The 16,429-nt window shown below is 57.9% G+C and carries 16 protein-coding genes; 4 read left to right on the plus strand and 12 right to left on the minus strand.

Annotated elements, in window-relative coordinates; genetic code table 11:
• Positions 1 to 142: 142 nt before the first annotated feature.
• From prpD to Q4D83_RS07785, 3 genes are read left to right on the plus strand one after another with little or no spacing between them, the layout of a single operon-like run.
• A complete protein-coding gene (gene prpD, locus Q4D83_RS07775; RefSeq protein ID WP_303174451.1) occupies positions 143 to 1,642 on the plus strand; it encodes a 2-methylcitrate dehydratase PrpD in 1,500 nt (499 codons plus the stop codon).
• On the plus strand, positions 1,639 to 2,544 hold the full coding sequence (prpB, locus tag Q4D83_RS07780) for a methylisocitrate lyase (RefSeq protein WP_303174453.1): 906 nt from the start codon (positions 1,639 to 1,641) through the stop codon (positions 2,542 to 2,544). The genes prpD and prpB overlap by 4 nt, the downstream gene beginning before the upstream one ends.
• Positions 2,545 to 3,666: a bifunctional 2-methylcitrate synthase/citrate synthase gene (locus tag Q4D83_RS07785; RefSeq protein ID WP_303174455.1), complete on the plus strand. Its 1,122-nt coding sequence runs from the start codon at positions 2,545 to 2,547 to the stop codon at positions 3,664 to 3,666.
• On the opposite strand, the gene Q4D83_RS07790 is transcribed toward Q4D83_RS07785, so the two are convergent.
• The 3 genes from Q4D83_RS07790 to Q4D83_RS07800 form a co-directional block, all read right to left on the minus strand.
• Positions 3,663 to 4,013 carry a hypothetical protein gene (locus Q4D83_RS07790; protein WP_303174456.1) on the minus strand — a complete coding sequence of 117 codons (351 nt, stop codon included), beginning with the start codon at positions 4,011 to 4,013 and terminating at the stop codon, positions 3,663 to 3,665. The genes Q4D83_RS07785 and Q4D83_RS07790 overlap by 4 nt on opposite strands.
• 91 nt (positions 4,014 to 4,104) lie before the next feature.
• Positions 4,105 to 5,883 (minus strand): acetyl/propionyl/methylcrotonyl-CoA carboxylase subunit alpha, encoded by a 1,779-nt coding sequence (locus Q4D83_RS07795; RefSeq protein ID WP_303174458.1) that lies wholly within the window; start codon positions 5,881 to 5,883, stop codon positions 4,105 to 4,107.
• 224 nt (positions 5,884 to 6,107) lie between these two features.
• Entirely contained in the window at positions 6,108 to 6,995 is an 888-nt protein-coding gene (locus tag Q4D83_RS07800; RefSeq protein WP_303174460.1) for a sulfurtransferase, read from the minus strand.
• 158 nt (positions 6,996 to 7,153) lie between these two features.
• On the opposite strand from Q4D83_RS07800, the gene Q4D83_RS07805 reads away from it, so the two are divergent.
• Positions 7,154 to 8,215, plus strand: a complete 1,062-nt coding sequence (locus tag Q4D83_RS07805; RefSeq protein ID WP_303174462.1) for a Cj0069 family protein — start codon at positions 7,154 to 7,156, stop codon at positions 8,213 to 8,215.
• Between the two features lie 82 nt (positions 8,216 to 8,297).
• On the opposite strand, the gene Q4D83_RS07810 is transcribed toward Q4D83_RS07805, so the two are convergent.
• From Q4D83_RS07810 to Q4D83_RS07850, 9 genes are all read right to left on the minus strand, one after another.
• The gene (locus tag Q4D83_RS07810; protein ID WP_303174464.1) at positions 8,298 to 8,984 is read right to left on the minus strand and encodes a hypothetical protein; all 687 of its coding nucleotides are present in this window, start codon (positions 8,982 to 8,984) and stop codon (positions 8,298 to 8,300) included.
• A complete protein-coding gene (locus Q4D83_RS07815; RefSeq protein ID WP_303174466.1) occupies positions 8,981 to 9,358 on the minus strand; it encodes a DUF3151 domain-containing protein in 378 nt (125 codons plus the stop codon). Before Q4D83_RS07815 ends, Q4D83_RS07810 begins: the two co-directional genes overlap by 4 nt.
• Positions 9,355 to 9,993, minus strand: coding sequence for a peptidylprolyl isomerase (locus tag Q4D83_RS07820; protein WP_303174468.1), 639 nt, complete (start codon positions 9,991 to 9,993; stop codon positions 9,355 to 9,357). Before Q4D83_RS07820 ends, Q4D83_RS07815 begins: the two co-directional genes overlap by 4 nt.
• A gap of 10 nt (positions 9,994 to 10,003) precedes the next feature.
• Complete coding sequence (locus Q4D83_RS07825; RefSeq protein ID WP_303174470.1) at positions 10,004 to 10,603, minus strand: nucleoside triphosphate pyrophosphatase; 600 nt, start codon at positions 10,601 to 10,603, stop codon at positions 10,004 to 10,006.
• Positions 10,604 to 10,639: 36 nt separating this feature from the next.
• Positions 10,640 to 12,067: a VWA domain-containing protein gene (locus Q4D83_RS07830; protein ID WP_303174472.1), complete on the minus strand. Its 1,428-nt coding sequence runs from the start codon at positions 12,065 to 12,067 to the stop codon at positions 10,640 to 10,642.
• 597 nt (positions 12,068 to 12,664) lie between these two features.
• Positions 12,665 to 13,552 (minus strand): GIY-YIG nuclease family protein, encoded by an 888-nt coding sequence (locus Q4D83_RS07835; protein WP_303174474.1) that lies wholly within the window; start codon positions 13,550 to 13,552, stop codon positions 12,665 to 12,667.
• A gap of 430 nt (positions 13,553 to 13,982) precedes the next feature.
• On the minus strand, positions 13,983 to 14,207 hold the full coding sequence (locus tag Q4D83_RS07840; protein ID WP_303174476.1) for a hypothetical protein: 225 nt from the start codon (positions 14,205 to 14,207) through the stop codon (positions 13,983 to 13,985).
• A gap of 225 nt (positions 14,208 to 14,432) precedes the next feature.
• Complete coding sequence (locus Q4D83_RS07845) at positions 14,433 to 14,666, minus strand: acyl-CoA carboxylase subunit epsilon (protein WP_303174479.1); 234 nt, start codon at positions 14,664 to 14,666, stop codon at positions 14,433 to 14,435.
• 15 nt (positions 14,667 to 14,681) lie between these two features.
• Complete coding sequence (locus Q4D83_RS07850; RefSeq protein ID WP_303174481.1) at positions 14,682 to 16,304, minus strand: acyl-CoA carboxylase subunit beta; 1,623 nt, start codon at positions 16,302 to 16,304, stop codon at positions 14,682 to 14,684.
• Between the last annotated feature and the right edge of the window lie 125 nt (positions 16,305 to 16,429).

The following is a 16,429-nucleotide window of genomic DNA, read 5'->3' on the forward strand; positions in this document are numbered from 1 at the left end:
GCAAAATCGCCGAATATGGACGCATATTTTTGCGTCTCACACAAGCCTTTATGCACTTCAAAAAGCTTATACGGTCAGTTTTGTTCGTCCGATATCACCCTCCAAATTGGGGGGTTAAGCAGCTTTGTGAGGAGCAGACTGAATGGAGCAACACATTGTTCGTACGCACCGCTCGGCGGAGGATTTTCCCATCGCCGAGCACCTGGCGTACAAAATTGCGAAAGTAGCCGCGGACCCAGTAGCGGTACCCGCGGATACAAAGGAGATGATTTGCAATCGCATCATCGATAATGCCGCGGTGTCTGCGGCGTCTGTGTTGCGACGCCCCGTCACCGTTGCGCGCCGCCAGGCTGAGGCCCATCCAGTATCAGCCAATGGCGCAAAAGTTTTCGGTATTAGCGGAAACTACTCGGCCGAATGGGCAGCATTTGCAAATGGCGTGGCGGTCCGTGAGCTGGATTTCCACGATACGTTTTTGGCTGCGGAATACTCGCACCCGGGCGATAATATCCCGGCGCTGGTGGCCGTGGCGCAGCACGTGAAGGCTTCCGGAACCGATTTGATTCGTGGCCTTGCTACTGCCTACGAGATTCAGGTCGACCTGGTCCGCGGCATGTGCCTGCACGAACACAAGATCGACCATGTCGCGCACCTTGGCCCGTCGGTCGCAGCAGGGCTTGGGACCATGTTGAAACTGCCGGTGGAGGTGATCTATCAGGCGGTTGGACAAGCGTTGCATACCACGACTGCCACCCGTCAATCACGCAAGGGTGCGATCTCCTCTTGGAAGGCATTCGCACCGGCGTTCGCCGGAAAGATGGGTATTGAGGCGGTAGACCGTGCTATGCGTGGCGAAGGCGCGCCGTCCCCGATCTGGGAGGGTGAAGACGGCGTGATTGCCTGGCTGCTATCTGGACCCGATCATGCGTACACGATTCCATTGCCCGCGGCGGGCGAGGAAAAGCGGGCGATCCTTGACACCTTTACCAAGGAACATTCCGCCGAATACCAATCACAAGCCCCGATTGATTTGGCGCGACGAATGCGCGACAAGATCGGTGATCTCACCCAAATCGAAGAGATCATTTTGCATACCAGCCATCACACGCATTACGTCATCGGCACCGGTTCGAATGATCCCCAGAAATTTGATCCAGATGCGACTCGCGAAACGCTTGATCATTCGATTATGTACATTTTCGCCGTCGCACTTGAAGACGGTTCGTGGCATCACGAGCGCTCTTATGCTTCCGAGCGTGCGCACCGCCCCGAAACCATTGAATTGTGGCACAAGATTCGTACCGTCGAGGATCCGGAGTGGACCCGCCGCTACCATGCCGAAAATCCCAACGAAAAGGCTTTCGGTTGCCGCGCTGAGGTGCGTCTCAAGGACGGTACCGTGATCTCAGACGAACTCGCGATTGCCGACGCCCACCCGCTCGGCGCACGTCCGTTCGCTCGTCAGCAGTACGAAGAAAAGTTCCGCACGTTGGCTGACGGCATCGTTGCACCGGCGGAACAAGATCGCTTCCTTGCCGCAGTAACCAATATTGAAACCCTTGATGACCTCGGCGAGCTTAATATCGAACTCTCCGCAGAGGTACTCAACCAAGCTCCGGCCACGCCGCAGGGGCTGCTATGACAAACATGTTCTCATCGGGTGATGCGCGCGAGCGTCGAAAAGTATTTCGCGCGGGCCTTAATTCGGGCAAGATTCAGCGGCTCCCCGGAGCGTTTTCCCCGCTGGTTGCCCGTGCCATCGCCGAAGCAGGTTTCGAAGGCGTGTATGTTTCCGGCGCGGTCGTTGCCGCGGATTTGGCGCTGCCGGATATTGGTTTGACCACCCTGACAGAGGTCGCGGGCCGTTCCCGGCAGATCGCACGGGTCACAGAACTACCTGTCCTTGTGGATGCGGACACCGGATTCGGCGAGCCCATGAGCGCAGCGCGCACAGTGTCTGAGCTGGAAGATGCGGGCGTGGCTGGATGCCATCTCGAGGATCAAGTTAACCCCAAACGGTGTGGCCACCTTGATGGCAAGGCGGTGGTGCCCATCGATGAAATGGTGCGTCGCCTAGGTGCTGCAGTGAGTGCACGGCGTGATGAGAATTTCATCATTTGTGCGAGAACGGATGCCGCCGGCATCGAGGGCATAGACGCCGCCATCGACCGTGCCAAGGCGTATGCGGATGCCGGGGCGGACCTGATCTTTACCGAAGCGCTGCAGACCGAAGCTGACTTCGAGAAGTTCCGCGCGGCGGTCGATACCCCACTACTTGCCAATATGACCGAGTTTGGCAAATCCGAACTGATTTCCGCGCAAACCCTGGAAGCCATCGGCTATAACGCGGTGATCTATCCCGTAACCACGCTGCGCATCGCCATGGGCCAGGTCGAAGCGGCGCTCGAAGAAATTGCCGAAACCGGCACGCAGACCGGGTGGATCGACCGCATGCAGCACCGTTCCCGGCTCTATGAATTGCTCCGCTATTCCGAATTCAATGTGTTCGACCAAGAGATCTTCACGTATAGGAAGGAAAATTAAATGACCGAAATTCATAAGGGCCTCAATGGCGTTGTAGTTGATTACACCGCTGTGTCCAAAGTGGTCCCCGAAACGAACTCCCTGACCTACCGCGGATACCCGGTTCAGGAGCTCGCCCGCTATTGCTCGTTCGAAGAAGTGGCCTATCTGATGTGGAATGGGGAGCTCCCCAGCCCGGACGAATTGCGCCGGTTTTCCATTCGTGAGAAGGCATTGCGCCGAATCGATCGCGGTTTGATTGATATGGTGCGCTCAATGCCGCTGTCCTGCCACCCCATGGACGTGCTGCGTTCCGCCATTTCCTACATCGGTGCCCAGGATCCGGAGGCATACACCAAGGATTCAGATCACATTCGCCGTTCCTCGTTGGAATTGATGGCAAAGTTGCCCACGATCGTCGCGTTGGACATCCGGCGTCGCCGCGGACAAGACTTTGTGGAGCCATCCACTAAGAAAGGCTTTTCCGAAAACTTCCTCGACATGGTGTTTGGCGAAGGTGTGTGTGATCGTGCGGATGTTGAGGCGTTTGATAAGTCGATGATCCTCTACGCTGAGCATTCCTTCAACGCGTCCACCTTTACTGCTCGGGTGGTCAGCTCCACGATGTCGGACACCTACTCGGCCGTGACCGCCGCGATCGGCGCCTTGAAGGGCCCACTGCATGGCGGCGCAAATGAGGCCGTAATGCATACGATGCTGGAGATCGGAGATCCGGAAAAGGCGCGCGAATGGGTCAATAATGCGTTGGATAACAAGCGACTCATTATGGGCTTCGGCCACCGTGTGTACAAGCGCGGTGATTCCCGCGTTCCCACCATGGAGGCGGCCTTCCGCGAGCTCGCCGAGAAGCACGATGGTGCCAAGTGGGTCAAGATGTACGAGGAAATGGCTGCGGCTATGGATGAGCGTACGGGCATTAAGCCGAACCTTGACTTCCCGTCAGGTCCGGCTTATCACCTGCTCGGGTTTGAGGTTGAGTTCTTCACCCCACTGTTCGTGATGTCCCGCATCACAGGCTGGACCGCGCACATTATCGAGCAGAATGAGAGCAATTCGCTGATCCGCCCGCTGTCCGCTTACAACGGTGTTGAGCAACGCAAGGTTCCCGCTACGATCGACTAAAAGAAACTTTCTGCCCAGCGGGTAACCGTCTCCTCTCCAGCTACCACAGCATCGGCCACAGTCTTCTGTGGCAGTACCGGGTCGTTGGGGAGGATTCGTTGTGGGTCCCCAATCGGGGTTACCTTCACCGTACCGTCGTAGCGTGCCAGCGCCAGCATTTCAACGTTTGTTTGTTCGCAAACCGCCCAAGTGAACACGCGTTCTGACGCCCAGCCTGCTCGTGCCTCCGCGATGAGCGCGGCGGGGTCGTCGGAAATGGCGCTGAGGGCAGGGCGATCGTCGATACGGTCGTCGTCGTGGAGGGGGCGCAGGTAGAAGCGGCCCCCATTGAGTTCCATTGCTTCCATGGAGGCAAGTGTAACGCAGTTGACGCGCGTTCAATGGGGGATATAAAAATGGGCCCGCCGAAGCGGACCCAAAGGTTTGGGGCGGTGAAGGTTACTTCAGTTCCATGAGCACGGCGCCCTTGGAAACGCCCTCACCAGCGGCGCACGCCAGGCCGGTGACTACGCCGTCCTTGTGAGCCTTGACCGGGTTTTCCATCTTCATGGCCTCGAGAACCACCACGGTGTCGCCTTCGGCAACCTCTTGGCCTTCCTCGACGTTCACCTTGATCACGGTGCCCTGCATTGGGGCTGCCACGGCGTCACCGGAGACGGCCTTCTTGCCAGCGCCACCACGACGCTTCTTGGCCTTCTTCTTGGCGCCGCCATTGCCGCCACCCAAGGCGAGGTCGCCGGGGAGTGCCACCTCGACACGACGGCCGTCGATCTCCACGACAACCTTTTGCGCCGGCGTTGCTTCTTCCTCTTCCTCGCTGTCGGCGGGGTCGACGTAGGCCGGAATCGGGTTGTCCCACGCCTCTTCGATCCACTTCGTGTAGACGTCAAACTTGGTGCCGTCGCCGACGAATGCCGGGTTGTCAACAATGTGGCGGTGGAACGGGATAACGGTGGGCATGCCTTCGACAACGTATTCGTCCAAGGCGCGGCGTGCGCGCTGCAAAGCCTCGTCACGGTTCTCGCCGTACACGATCAACTTGGCCAGCATGGAGTCGAACTGGCCGCCGATGACGGAACCTTCCACAATGCCGGAGTCCATGCGGATACCCGGGCCGGCGGGCTCCACGTACTTAGTGATCTTGCCCGGAGCCGGCATGAAGTTGGTGCCAGCATCCTCGCCGTTGATGCGGAATTCGAAAGCGTGGCCGCGCGGCGTCGGATCTTCCTTGATGTGCAGCTCGCGGCCCTCGGCGATGCGGAACTGCTCACGAACGAGGTCGAGGCCGGTGGTGACTTCGGTGACAGGGTGCTCCACCTGGAGGCGGGTGTTCACCTCGAGGAAGGAGATCAGACCGTCGGAACCGACCAAGTATTCGACGGTACCGGCGCCGTAGTAGTGGGCTTCCTTACAGATAGCCTTGGCGGACTCGTGCAGGCGCTTGCGCTGATCATCGGTGAGGAACGGTGCGGGAGCTTCCTCCACCAGCTTCTGGAAACGACGCTGCAGGGAGCAGTCACGGGTACCAGCCACCACCACGTTGCCGTGCTGGTCGGCCAAGACCTGGCACTCCACGTGACGGGCCTTATCCAGGTAGCGCTCCACGAAGCACTCGCCACGACCGAACGCGGCCAACGCTTCACGGGTAGCGGACTCGTAGAGGTCCTTCACCTCGTCCATGGTGTAAGCGACCTTCATGCCGCGGCCGCCACCACCGAATGCGGCTTTAATAGCAATAGGCAAGCCGTGCTCTTCTGCGAAAGCAACGACCTCGTCCGCATCCTTCACCGGTTCCTTGGTGCCGGGAGCCATCGGGGCGTTCGCCTTCAACGCGATGTGACGTGCGGTAACCTTGTCACCCAAGTCACGGATGGACTGCGGGGAAGGGCCAATCCAGATCAGGCCGGCATTAATTACGGCCTCGGCGAAATCGCCGTTTTCGGAAAGGAAGCCGTAGCCGGGGTGAATTGCGTCAGCCCCGGATTTCTTAGCAGCATCGAGAATCTTGTCAAACACTAGGTACGACTCTGCGGAGTTTTGGCCCCCCAGCGCGAACGCCTCGTCTGCCATGGTGACGAATGGTGCATCTGCATCCGGTTCTGCGTAGACAGCAACACTTGCAATGCCCGCGTCACGAGCGGCGCGGATAACGCGAATAGCGATTTCGCCGCGATTGGCGACCAGTACCTTAGTGATTTTCTTGGTCTCGACTGTCACGAGAGCCCTCCTGAAGTTTGTGCACCGCGACGCGACGAGCGCCGCCTCTGTTACCAAATGTGCCGCTTCTCACTTGGGGTATGAGGAGCAGTAGAACACCACTCATTCTTACACACAAACTTGTGAAACCAAGGCGGGATTGCAGCGAAAATGCACGCTAGGGGGTAGCGCTAGTCCCCTGTACAGGGGTGACTATGGCTCCGACCTGCGTGCCTGAATGACGTTTAATTTGATGTTAGCTCACCGGGGGTGGGGCCGACCGCAATGGGCATCCGGACCATGTTGCCCCACTCCACCCAGGAGCCGTCATAGTTGCGGATATTGTCCCGGCCCAACAAGTACTTGAGCACAAACCACGTGTGGGCGCTGCGGTCCCCAACCCGGCAATACACAATGGAGCCGTCCGCAACCTCCGCGTAGATATCCTCCAACTCCGCGCGCGAGCGGAACCGGGAATTAGGGTGTACCGCCAAGTTCCACGGGATGTGCATCGCGGTCGGGATATGGCCACCTCGCATTACCCCCTCTTCGGGGTAGCCTTCCATGTTGGATCGCTCACCCGTATATTCCTCCAATGTCCGAACGTCCAACAGGGGAGTAGTACCAATGTTCGCGTGTACTTCAGGGGCGAAGGCGCGCAGCGGGGCGTCGACACGTTCGACCACAGGGTAATCCGAACGGGGGTATTCGGGCACCACGAAGGAGGTGTCGCGCTCTTCCGCCATCCACGCGTCGCGGCCGCCGTTGAGCAGGCGAACGTCCTTATGGCCAAAGAGTTCGAATACCCACAGGGTGAAGGAGGCCCACCAGTTGGACTTGTCGCCGTATATAACTACCGTGTCGTCTCGCGATATCCCCTTTGATCTCATCAGCTCCGCGAACGCCTCGCCGGAAATATAGTCGCGCACAACGGCATCGTTGAGGTCTTTGCGCCAGTCGATTCGGACCGCCCCAGGGATATGGCCGATGTCATACAGAAGCCTGTCTTCGTCGGATTCCACCACGCGCAGCCCGGGTGTGCCTAAGCGTGCGCTCAACCATGATGCGGAGACGAGGCGTTCTGGGTGGGCGTATTCGGCAAACTGGGGATTCGGGTCGAACGGGGCGGTCATTGAATGTCCTCTCTACGATGATGCCTAATCCAGCTTATTCCTACGGTAACCCACAGGCACGGTTGTGGGTGTGGCGTCGGTTACGTCGCCAGCGCCAGTGTGGTCTTATGTCTTATTCTTACGGTGGTTGTCTGATCCCCCACACAAGAGGAGAGTTTATGCATAAGGCTATTGTCGTGTTCGAGGTAGAAGGCGGCAGCGACAAGCAGTTCAATGGCCACCGCAAGGACACGATGCCAATCGTGGAAGCCATCAAAGCGAAGGGTTGGCACGCGGAAGTTGTGTACTACCGCCCCGAGTGGTCTGAAGCTTTGTTCGAGTACATCTCCAAGAATTTTGATGCCTACATCTCCCGTGTGAATCCAGGCAACATTCCTGGCGGTGAGAAGGGCTACTTCGACCTTCTTACGAAGCTGTCCGACGAAGCGGGCCTCGTGGGTATGTCTCGCCCCGACGAGATGATGTCCTACGGCGCCAAGGACGCGTTGGTCAAGCTCGCCGATACCGATCTTGTCCCATCTGATACCTACGCCTACTACGATGTGGAAACCTTCCACAAGACGTTCCCGTCTTCGCTTTCCTACGGTGAGCGCGTGCTCAAGCAGAACCGCGGCTCCACCGGCGAGGGCATTTGGCGCGTCCAGCTGGAAGATAAGGAACTCGCAGCATCTGTCGAACCAGGCACCGAATTGCCGCTCGACACGAAGCTGCGCTGCACCGAGGCTGTGGATAACCACACTGAGATTCGTGAACTCGGCGAGTTTATGGATTTCTGCGACCAGTACATCATTGGCGATAACGGCATGCTCGTGGATATGCGTTTCATGCCGCGCATCGTCGAGGGTGAGATCCGCATTCTGCTGGTTGGCCCGCACCCGGTGTTCGTGGTGCACAAGAAGCCGGCCGCGGGTGGCGATAACTTCTCCGCTACCTTGTTCTCTGGCGCGAAGTACACCTACGACTCCCCGGAGAAGTGGCAGGACTTGGTGGACATGTTCGCTGAGGTTCGCCCAGTGATTGCTGAGAAGTTGGGCGGCGACAACATTCCGTTGATCTGGACCGCCGACTTCATGCTTGACGACGCCCCGGACGGCGGCGACACCTACGTCCTCGGCGAAATCAACTGTTCCTGTGTCGGTTTCACATCTGAATTGGACATGGGTATTCAGGAAATGGTTGCTGATGAAGCTATCTCCCGTGTGGAGAACAAGCACGCCTAATCCTGCAAGATTGAATTGCTCCCCGCTGCACCGAGTGTGGCGGGGAGCAATTCATTGTCCAGGCTTTGCTTTGCGTTGGTGCTCAGCTGTGGGGACTTTGGGCTTCTTGCGGGGTGAGGGGTTCGAGCGGGTAGTAGAGCTGTACGCCGGAAAGGAGAATGCGGGTGCGTGGGGATCCATTCCAGGTGGCGGTGATGTGGTGTTTGTGCAGCACCGGCAGGATGGTGCCGTTGATGAGCTCGGCAATATCGAGGTCGGTGCCGCCGGGGGCGTGGCCAAACGCTAATGCACCTTCCCCAGTCTCGAATATGTCTTCGGCGTCTTGTTGGTGGAAAAACACGTAGCCTTTCCACTGCTGGGGATCGCGGACTTGCAACAGGATTTCGTCGTGCCCGCACGTTTGGCAGCAGGCGAAATTTTCCTTGGCTATGACCCCAAGTTCCTCCAATTCTGCGAAAGCCTGCGTGATTGGCATGGGCGGGACCTCACCGAAGGTGCGCTGCTGTGCGATTCGTTGTTCGATAAGGTATTCCGCCAAGCGCTCGGCTTCCTCGACACCCAGCGGCTCTAATTCCTGGGAAGGATCGCTCTCGCTAAAGAAGGGGTACTCACAAATGTAATCGACCATTTCGTCGAATTCAGGATCGCCGCCTTGGAGCAGCATGGCCCATAACAGGTCGAGGAATTCTTGTGCTTGGTCGTCGTCAACGCCGTGCGGCAGACATTCCGGGAGGACGTGTAAGCCTTCTGGCTGGGCGTTATAGTTCATTGCTGCCCATCCAGCAGGTGCGAGACGCAGGCTGGATCGCAATCGGACAACAGTGCGCGGCAGCGATCATATTCGGAGTCCTCGCCGATGGCTTTCGCGGCGAGGGCGAGTTGCGCGATGGAGCGCAGGACCCCACGGTTGGGTTCGTGCGACCAGGGCACGGGCCCGAATCCTTTCCATCCGTTTGCGCGTAATGCGTCGAGTCCTCGATGGTATCCGGGGCGGGCATAGGCGTAGCGCACCAAATCATTGTCGGCACTTTCGGCGAGTAACGCCCAAGCGAGTGGGCTTTCGGGGTGCTCGCGGGCGTCGATATGCGCAAGGGTGTCTGGCAGGGTCACGGGCGGCGGGGCTAGCAAGTCTTTATTGATCATGAGGTGGCCTTTTCGATGTGGACGGCTTGTGCGGGGGCGGCATCGCGGGCACCTTCGGCGGCACCTTTGTCAGCGATGCTTTGGAGTACCGGCATGCTTTCTTCGGTGAGGCGCCCGACGATGGTGTAGTTCGGCGGCAGTGGCGAATCCTTGTACGTAAGGAAGAACTGGGATCCGTTCGTGTTCGGCCCTGAGTTCGCCATTGCGACGACGCCGGCGGTGTACAACCCTTGCTCGTCCGTGCCTACGGGGTATTCGTCTTGGAATGTAAACCCTGGTCCGCCGGACCCCGTCGCCGTGGGATCCCCGCATTGGAGGATGAAAATGTTTTCCGTGGTAATCCGGTGGCACAGGGTGTTGTCATAGAACCCTTGCTTGGCGAGGTGCTCAATTGTTCCAGCTGCGCACGGGGCTTTCGAGCCGTCGAGATTCAGGGCTAGCTCGCCTTGGTTGGTGGCGAGTTTGACGGTGACGTTGCCGGTGTTCGGTCCACTGGGCATGGAAACTTCCCGCGCGGCGTTGCCGTGTTCGGTGAAGTTGCACGTGTTGTCTTTGGGTGTTGTGTCCCCAGGTTCATTCGTTGAGCAAGCGCTCAGCACAAGTGCAACGACGGCAAGGTAGGGCACGTATTTCATATGTCATATGTTAACGGATCCAACAATCTGAAACGTTGTGCCCAAATTGATAAAGTGCCCGGCGAACCAGCGGGAGACTGAGGCCAATGACGTTGGAGGGGTCGCCTTCGATGCGGTCGATAAACCAGCCGCCGAGCGCCTCGAGGGTGAACGCTCCCGCACAGTGGAGCGGTTCGCCGCTGTTTGCGTACGCTTCGATGTCGGCGTCGCTGACCTCGGCGAACACAACGCCTGTGGTTGCCGCTTCGAGTACGCGTTCGTTTCCTCCGGGGGCGATGATGCAGTGCCCAGTGACGAGCTCAGCGCGGGACCCGGATTGCTGCTTCCAGCGCTCGATGGTGGCTTCCACGGTGAGGGGCTTGCCCTGCAATTCCCCAGGAAGGAGCAGCATGGAGTCGCAGCCTATCACCACATCATTGGGGTAGCTGGCGGCTACGGTTTCGGCCTTCGCTTGGCTGAGCGCGAGGATTTTCTCCGCCGCCCCCGCGTCGCCCATGCTTTCGAGCAAGCGTGCTTCGTCGACGTCGGCGGGGTGGACCACAGGTTCGACTCCGGCCCCGCGCAGGATAGCAAGCCGGGAAGGGGACGCGGAAGCAAGCACAATACGCATGCACGTAGCTTATCGACGCCGCGGACCTCACCCCAACTAGTAATCCCCAGCGGACTTCAACGGCAAGATTTCCGTATAGCCCTCCTTGCCGGGGTTCCACTGCACGGCGTAAAACAAATCCGGATCATCGGTGGGGTAGACGGCGAACTCTTTGTCGTTTTTCACGCCATATTTCTCGGGCTGGCCGAAATATTCGTCAGCTTCTTGGCGGGTATTCAACCGGAGCTCGCCGTCGTGATTAAAAGGGAGCGTGTAGGCCACCTTCGTGTTTAGGGGATCACTGTCGGTGTTTTCGGCGAAAATGAGCACCCCGTTGGAGTGCTTCACCGCGTAAAAGTCGCCCATGGTGGTGGCGCTGCCGATATCCAAGCCCGCGGGCAGGTCCTTGAGCGCGGTACCCGCAGCGATGTCACCAGTGCTTTTCCGCTCGGAGGCCTGCTGGCTGGGTTTGCAGCGGCACAGGGTAATGCTAATGATTTCCTTGTCTTGGGTGGTCACCTTCCAAGAGTTCTCGTCCCCAACCGGGAAAAGATATTCGGTGGTGCCGTCGGGGAGTTGCTTTTGTTCCGCGGGTTCGCCCCACAACTCGATGGCCTTCTCTATGGAGTCGCCGATGACCACGCCGTCAATGGTGGTGGGATTGCTCGGCTCAATGGAATGCAGCTTGCCATCCTGGAACACGAAATCGCTCTTCTTAAACGTCACCGTGCAGGTGGACTCGTTGCATTCCACGTTGGGGAAGCCCGGTTTGTGTTGCTGAATCTCCTCCACCGAATCGCCTAGGTTGATCCCGTCTATGCCGTTGCCGTTGAGGGATTTGTGCAGGTCTTCATCCCGGAACGCATTGATGCGCTGCGTGAGCTGCTGCTGATTATCGGCCGTCACGGAAATTCCACCGGTAGCGGCGGTGATTGCCTCCAAATGCTGGGCGTCTTCCTTGAACGTCACGGCGTCGATACGCAGGTTTGGGTGCGTGTGAGTAATGGTGTTGGTGAGCGCCTCAAAATCCCCGTCGCAGGTATCCACGCCGTCGGAAAGTACGATAATGCTGGAAGCCTGGTCGGAAGGCAGCTGGTTGGCGGCTTCCTCAATCGCCTTCGCCAGGGGAGTCCACCCGCGGGGAGTGATACCGCCAATGCTGTTGTAAGTCACCGAGGAATTATCAATCGGCTCCAATTTACGCACCAGCGCCACATCCTGGCAGCTCAACCCCTTTTCGGCAGGGCTATCGCCCACGCTATGCCCGTAAGCCACAATACCCAACTGGGTTTTCTGCGGCATTGTCTCAATCAAGTTGCGGGCGGCAGCCTTCGCGGCGTTGATGCGCAAACCGTCAGCATCGTTGATGAGCATGCTGGAAGAAGCGTCGAACACCAGCATGGTGGGAGGATCCGACCTAAACAGCGAACATCCGGACAAGAACATCAAAGTGGAGCACAGGATCACAACTGTGCGAGTGTGCATGGCAAACCCCCAAGGAAGGTTTCAAAGCAGTAGAAATGCTGCAACTAGAATAGCAAGCGCGCTACCCAATTGGGAATGATCTTTTGGTTGGGGGTAGGAGGTTGATGGGCAGGTCAAAGGGTGTTTTCGAGGGCTTGTTCGAGCTGCGCGCCGGGGTGAACGGCCCCGTGTTGCTCACCAGTGGTAACGTTCGGTGCCGCTCATGCTAGAGATTTCATACGGGGCGGCCATATCCCTCACGTCCCTTCGTGGCCAGCAACGAGGTCCGACGATTCTCCGGCGGTCGCGCTTCAACGTCTGTGCCCAGAAGCTGGCCAGTATATGGGGTGCAGCCCAAAAGCTGAGGGGTGGCAATCTCGGAAAAACAAATGCATTTGGGCTGCTACTAACGCTATCGGGGTAAAGGGCCGAGACGTAACACTGTGCTAATTATGTACTGCTGTAGGGTCCTCGATGTCCAGTGCGATTCCTGCATCCTGGGCAGTCATGTATGCGTGTTCTCAAGTTGCCAAGAAGATAGTCTAAAAGGGAGGGGTGTCGGTTTTGAGTTCAAGGTATCTCGGCCAATGAAGGGGCGGCACTGGATGTGAGGACAATTTAGAAGTACAGCCCCTTGTTTGACGCAGCCTTGAGTTCAGCTTGTTCCAGTTCGCGAAGTGTAGTGCCGTCACCATTTTTCCAAGTCGCCTTACCGGAGGTGGAGGAACCTGTGAGGAAGTTGGAGGCCGCGGACGGCGAAGTGAATAAGGTGTCGCGTAGCAGTTCAAAGTCTGGGCTAATTCGATCGGCGAAACGTTCGCGGTTCTTCTTTGTTGCTTCGGGTGCCGAATGAGTCAGATTAGGTCGCAGCTTTGCTCCAGCTAAGACCACGAAACCATCAGTGGTCTGCCGACCATAACCAGATGCGCCAGCACAGTTGAGGTACAGCATCGGCTCTACACTCAGAGATGCTGCTTCAGTCGGGGATTTGATGGCTGCCTTTGCGTCATCTACTGCGTCGAAAACTCGGTAACCAAGTGAGCCGATAAGGATCTTCGCGTTGGCAATGAATTCATCCAACGCAGCCTGTTTCTCTTCGGTGACGTTGCCTGGTGAGGGGTCATTGCTATTGACCGCCCGCACCCGATCCGCGGCAATCGCCTGCTGGTAAAAAGCGTTTTCTAGATATGAAATTTCGGTCGGTCCGAGTGAATTATCAGAGTCAATGATCAGAATCGCGTGCGTGAAGTAATCCAGCTTTTCATCCCCTAGATGTTCAGCGACTCTGCTTAGCACACCGTTTCCATTTTTGCGTTCGCGTGCTTGACCAACGTAAAGCAGTTCGTCGCCGGACTCTATGTCAGTGCCGAACAGTAGATAGATACCAGTCTGGCTGAGCTCGGAGCGATCCTTCGAACGGGTGATCTCCGTTCGAGGGATGGAATAAACCTTGCCTACCCAGTTGTCGAGGGAACACTTGATCCGCCCATTGGGTGAGCCGTCCATCAAGAAAAGCTGGACAGTCCTAGGGAATGCCACGGGTAACCTCAATCTTTCCTCGCGTTGTTGTGCCTATTCGACAAGGATATATGTTGTGATAGTTAGGTTAGTTGCAAGGTGTTGATCCAGGTATCTACGTGAACTGCAACGATGTAGCTTTCACACGTTGCTTCCGCGTGCAAGTGAACGCTGGCAAGAGTTGGTGCTGTCACGGGCAGGGCTATCGTCTTTGCGCAATCCTGATGCGAGTGAAAAGCGTGCATGGCGAGAGATGACATTTCTGAATTTTTGACACCGTGGGTATCGCAGTGATCGTATTTTCCCGTCCAGCTAACAGGTAGGTGGCAGTTGCACACGACAACAGGACACCACTTTTTCAAGTAGGTGCCCTGTTGGTGGTTGATTTGCGGTTGCTTTTGTTTCGCAGCCTACGGTTCTAGTTGCCGGATAGTTTGCCGAGCAGGTCGAAGATGCCGAGTTCCATGGAAATGCCCGCGGGGATCCAGAAGATGGTGTTCAGGGCGTTCCAGAGGAATTCTTGAACTGACTCTTTCACGCTTTGGCTGAGGTCAGCGGCGGCTGCTTGGGGGATGAGCGCGGTGCCTGCGACGAGGGCGGTGGCGCCTGCGGTCGTGATGCGGCGAGTGAATTTGTTGGTCATGGTGTCCTTCGGTTCGAGTTACAAAACAATGAAATAGCCCGGAATCTTTATGGGTGGAAGATTCAGGATAAGGCAGTGCTTCTTGAGCTATTCATTCAATGTATCGAAGGGTGTGCTGTGGATATTACACAGCTCATGTGCTGAAACCTTGTTGTTATCGTTTGTCATGCCGATACGAAAACTCCCCCGGCCAACAAGCGGGGGAGTTCGGCGGGTGAGCTGCGACTAGTAGAAGCTCACGTTGCGGAATGATGCAGGGTTGTAGGAGGCGTGCATGCGCAGGCGGTCGTCGTAACTGCCCCACATGTTGCGCTCGCGTTCTGCTTCTTGGGCCACGGCGTTGGATGCCATGGTGGCGAACAAGACGGTGAGTGCCGCAACCTGGGTATCGTCGGGGTTGCCGTTGACGATGGTGAGGAAGGGCTTGGTTGCCTCGCTCGTGGTGGTGTCTTGAGACATAGAGGGCCTTTCGGTTTACAGCGGAATGTTGCCGTGCTTCTTGGCCGGAACCTGAACAACCTTGCGGTCCAGCAGGCGGAGGCCTTCGATGATTTGGCCGCGGGTCTCGGAAGGCGGAATGACGGCGTCGACATAGCCGCGTTCGGCGGCCATGTACGGGTTGACCAGGGTGTCTTCGTACTCGCGCTCGTATTCCTTCATCACCTTCATGACGTCTTTGCCTTCGGCGGCGGCGGCCTTGATCTCCTTGCGGTAGATGAAGCCAACTGCGCCTGCGGCACCCATGACGGCGATTTGTGCGGTGGGCCATGCGAGGACGAGGTCTGCGCCCATTTCCTTGCCGCCCATGACGCAGTATGCGCCGCCGTAGGACTTGCGGGTGATCACGGTGATCTTGCCAACGGTGGCTTCGCAGTAGGCGTAGAGGAGCTTGGCGCCGCGGCGAATGATGCCGTTGTATTCTTCGTTGGTGCCGGGCAGGAAGCCGGGGACGTCAACGAATTCGATGATTGGGATATTGAAGGCGTCGCAGGTGCGTACGAAGCGGGCGGCTTTTTCGGAGGCCTTGATGTCCAAGCAGCCGGCGAATTGCATGGGCTGGTTGGCTACGATGCCTACGGAGCGGCCTTCGACGCGGCCGAAGCCGATGATGATGTTTTCGGCGTAGCCTTCCTGGATTTCGAAGAATTCGCCGTCGTCGACGACGCGGGTGATCACGTCTTTCATGTCGTACGGCTGGTTCGGGGAATCCGGGATGAGGGTGTCCAGCTCGAGGTCGGATTCGTTGATGTTTTCTTGGATGGAGCCCACCATGAGGTCAGCTTCCGCCCGCGGGGCTTCCGCACGGTTGTTCTGCGGCAGGTAGGACACGAGTTCGCGTGCCCAGTCGAGGGCGTCGGCGTCGTCGGAGGCGGTGTAGTGGGAGGTGCCGGAGGTGGCCATGTGGGTGTGCGCACCACCCAGCTCTTCTTGGGTGACTTCCTCGCCGGTGACGGTCTTGATCACGTCGGGGCCGGTGATGAACATCTTGGAGGTCTTATCCACCATGATGATGAAGTCGGTCAAGGCGGGGGAGTACACGTGGCCACCGGCGCAGGCACCCATAATGAGGGAGATCTGCGGGATCACGCCGGAAGCTTGCGTGTTGCGGAAGAAGATTTGGGAGTAAAGGCCGAGGGAGACAACGCCCTCTTGGATGCGGGCGCCCGCACCCTCGTTGATGCCGATCAGCGGTACACCCGTCTTGATGGCCATGTCCATAACTTTGACGATTTTTTCGCCGTAAACTTCGCCCAGTGCGCCGCCGAAGATGGCGCCGTCTTGGGAAAAGACGCAGACTTTGCGGCCGTCAATGGTGCCATAACCGGTCACAACACCGTCCGTAACCGGGCGCTTCGCGTCGAGCCCGAAGTTCTTGGAGCGGTGACGTGCGAGGGCGTCGATCTCTACGAACGAACCTTCGTCAAGGAGGTATTCGATGCGCTCGCGCGCGGTCTTCTTACCAGCCGTGTGGGACTTCTCCACGGCGGCTTGCCCCATGGGCGCTTGGGTCTCGGCAATGCGGGCGCGTAGGTCAGCCAGCTTGCCGGCGGTAGTGGTGAGATCAGGCGCTTCGGCGCCGGTGTTGGCAGCAGTCATGGCAATCAGTGTAAATCTTTGTTCGCAGTTTTTTGCCAGTGTGGGCAAACAACTGTGATCTTGAGTGGTTTTTCCCACATCAATGGGGGTAACCGCTCAAGATCACATGAGAGAACAGGGGGTAC

Source organism: Corynebacterium sp., assembly GCF_030532715.1.
GTDB lineage: Bacteria > Actinomycetota > Actinomycetes > Mycobacteriales > Mycobacteriaceae > Corynebacterium.

Coding starts and splice junctions, on each gene's coding strand:
- Q4D83_RS07840 (WP_303174476.1), bottom strand. CDS start 14,207: ATGACCAACAAATTCACTCGCCGCATCACGACCGCAGGCGCCACCGCC.
- Q4D83_RS07820 (WP_303174468.1), bottom strand. CDS start 9,993: ATGAAATACGTGCCCTACCTTGCCGTCGTTGCACTTGTGCTGAGCGCT.
- Q4D83_RS07785 (WP_303174455.1), top strand. CDS start 2,545: ATGACCGAAATTCATAAGGGCCTCAATGGCGTTGTAGTTGATTACACC.
- Q4D83_RS07825 (WP_303174470.1), bottom strand. CDS start 10,603: ATGCGTATTGTGCTTGCTTCCGCGTCCCCTTCCCGGCTTGCTATCCTG.
- Q4D83_RS07835 (WP_303174474.1), bottom strand. CDS start 13,552: ATGGACGGCTCACCCAATGGGCGGATCAAGTGTTCCCTCGACAACTGG.
- Q4D83_RS07790 (WP_303174456.1), bottom strand. CDS start 4,013: ATGGAAGCAATGGAACTCAATGGGGGCCGCTTCTACCTGCGCCCCCTC.
- Q4D83_RS07800 (WP_303174460.1), bottom strand. CDS start 6,995: ATGACCGCCCCGTTCGACCCGAATCCCCAGTTTGCCGAATACGCCCAC.
- prpD (WP_303174451.1), top strand. CDS start 143: ATGGAGCAACACATTGTTCGTACGCACCGCTCGGCGGAGGATTTTCCC.
- Q4D83_RS07810 (WP_303174464.1), bottom strand. CDS start 8,984: ATGAACTATAACGCCCAGCCAGAAGGCTTACACGTCCTCCCGGAATGT.
- Q4D83_RS07845 (WP_303174479.1), bottom strand. CDS start 14,666: ATGTCTCAAGACACCACCACGAGCGAGGCAACCAAGCCCTTCCTCACC.
- prpB (WP_303174453.1), top strand. CDS start 1,639: ATGACAAACATGTTCTCATCGGGTGATGCGCGCGAGCGTCGAAAAGTA.
- Q4D83_RS07850 (WP_303174481.1), bottom strand. CDS start 16,304: ATGACTGCTGCCAACACCGGCGCCGAAGCGCCTGATCTCACCACTACC.
- Q4D83_RS07830 (WP_303174472.1), bottom strand. CDS start 12,067: ATGCACACTCGCACAGTTGTGATCCTGTGCTCCACTTTGATGTTCTTG.
- Q4D83_RS07805 (WP_303174462.1), top strand. CDS start 7,154: ATGCATAAGGCTATTGTCGTGTTCGAGGTAGAAGGCGGCAGCGACAAG.
- Q4D83_RS07815 (WP_303174466.1), bottom strand. CDS start 9,358: ATGATCAATAAAGACTTGCTAGCCCCGCCGCCCGTGACCCTGCCAGAC.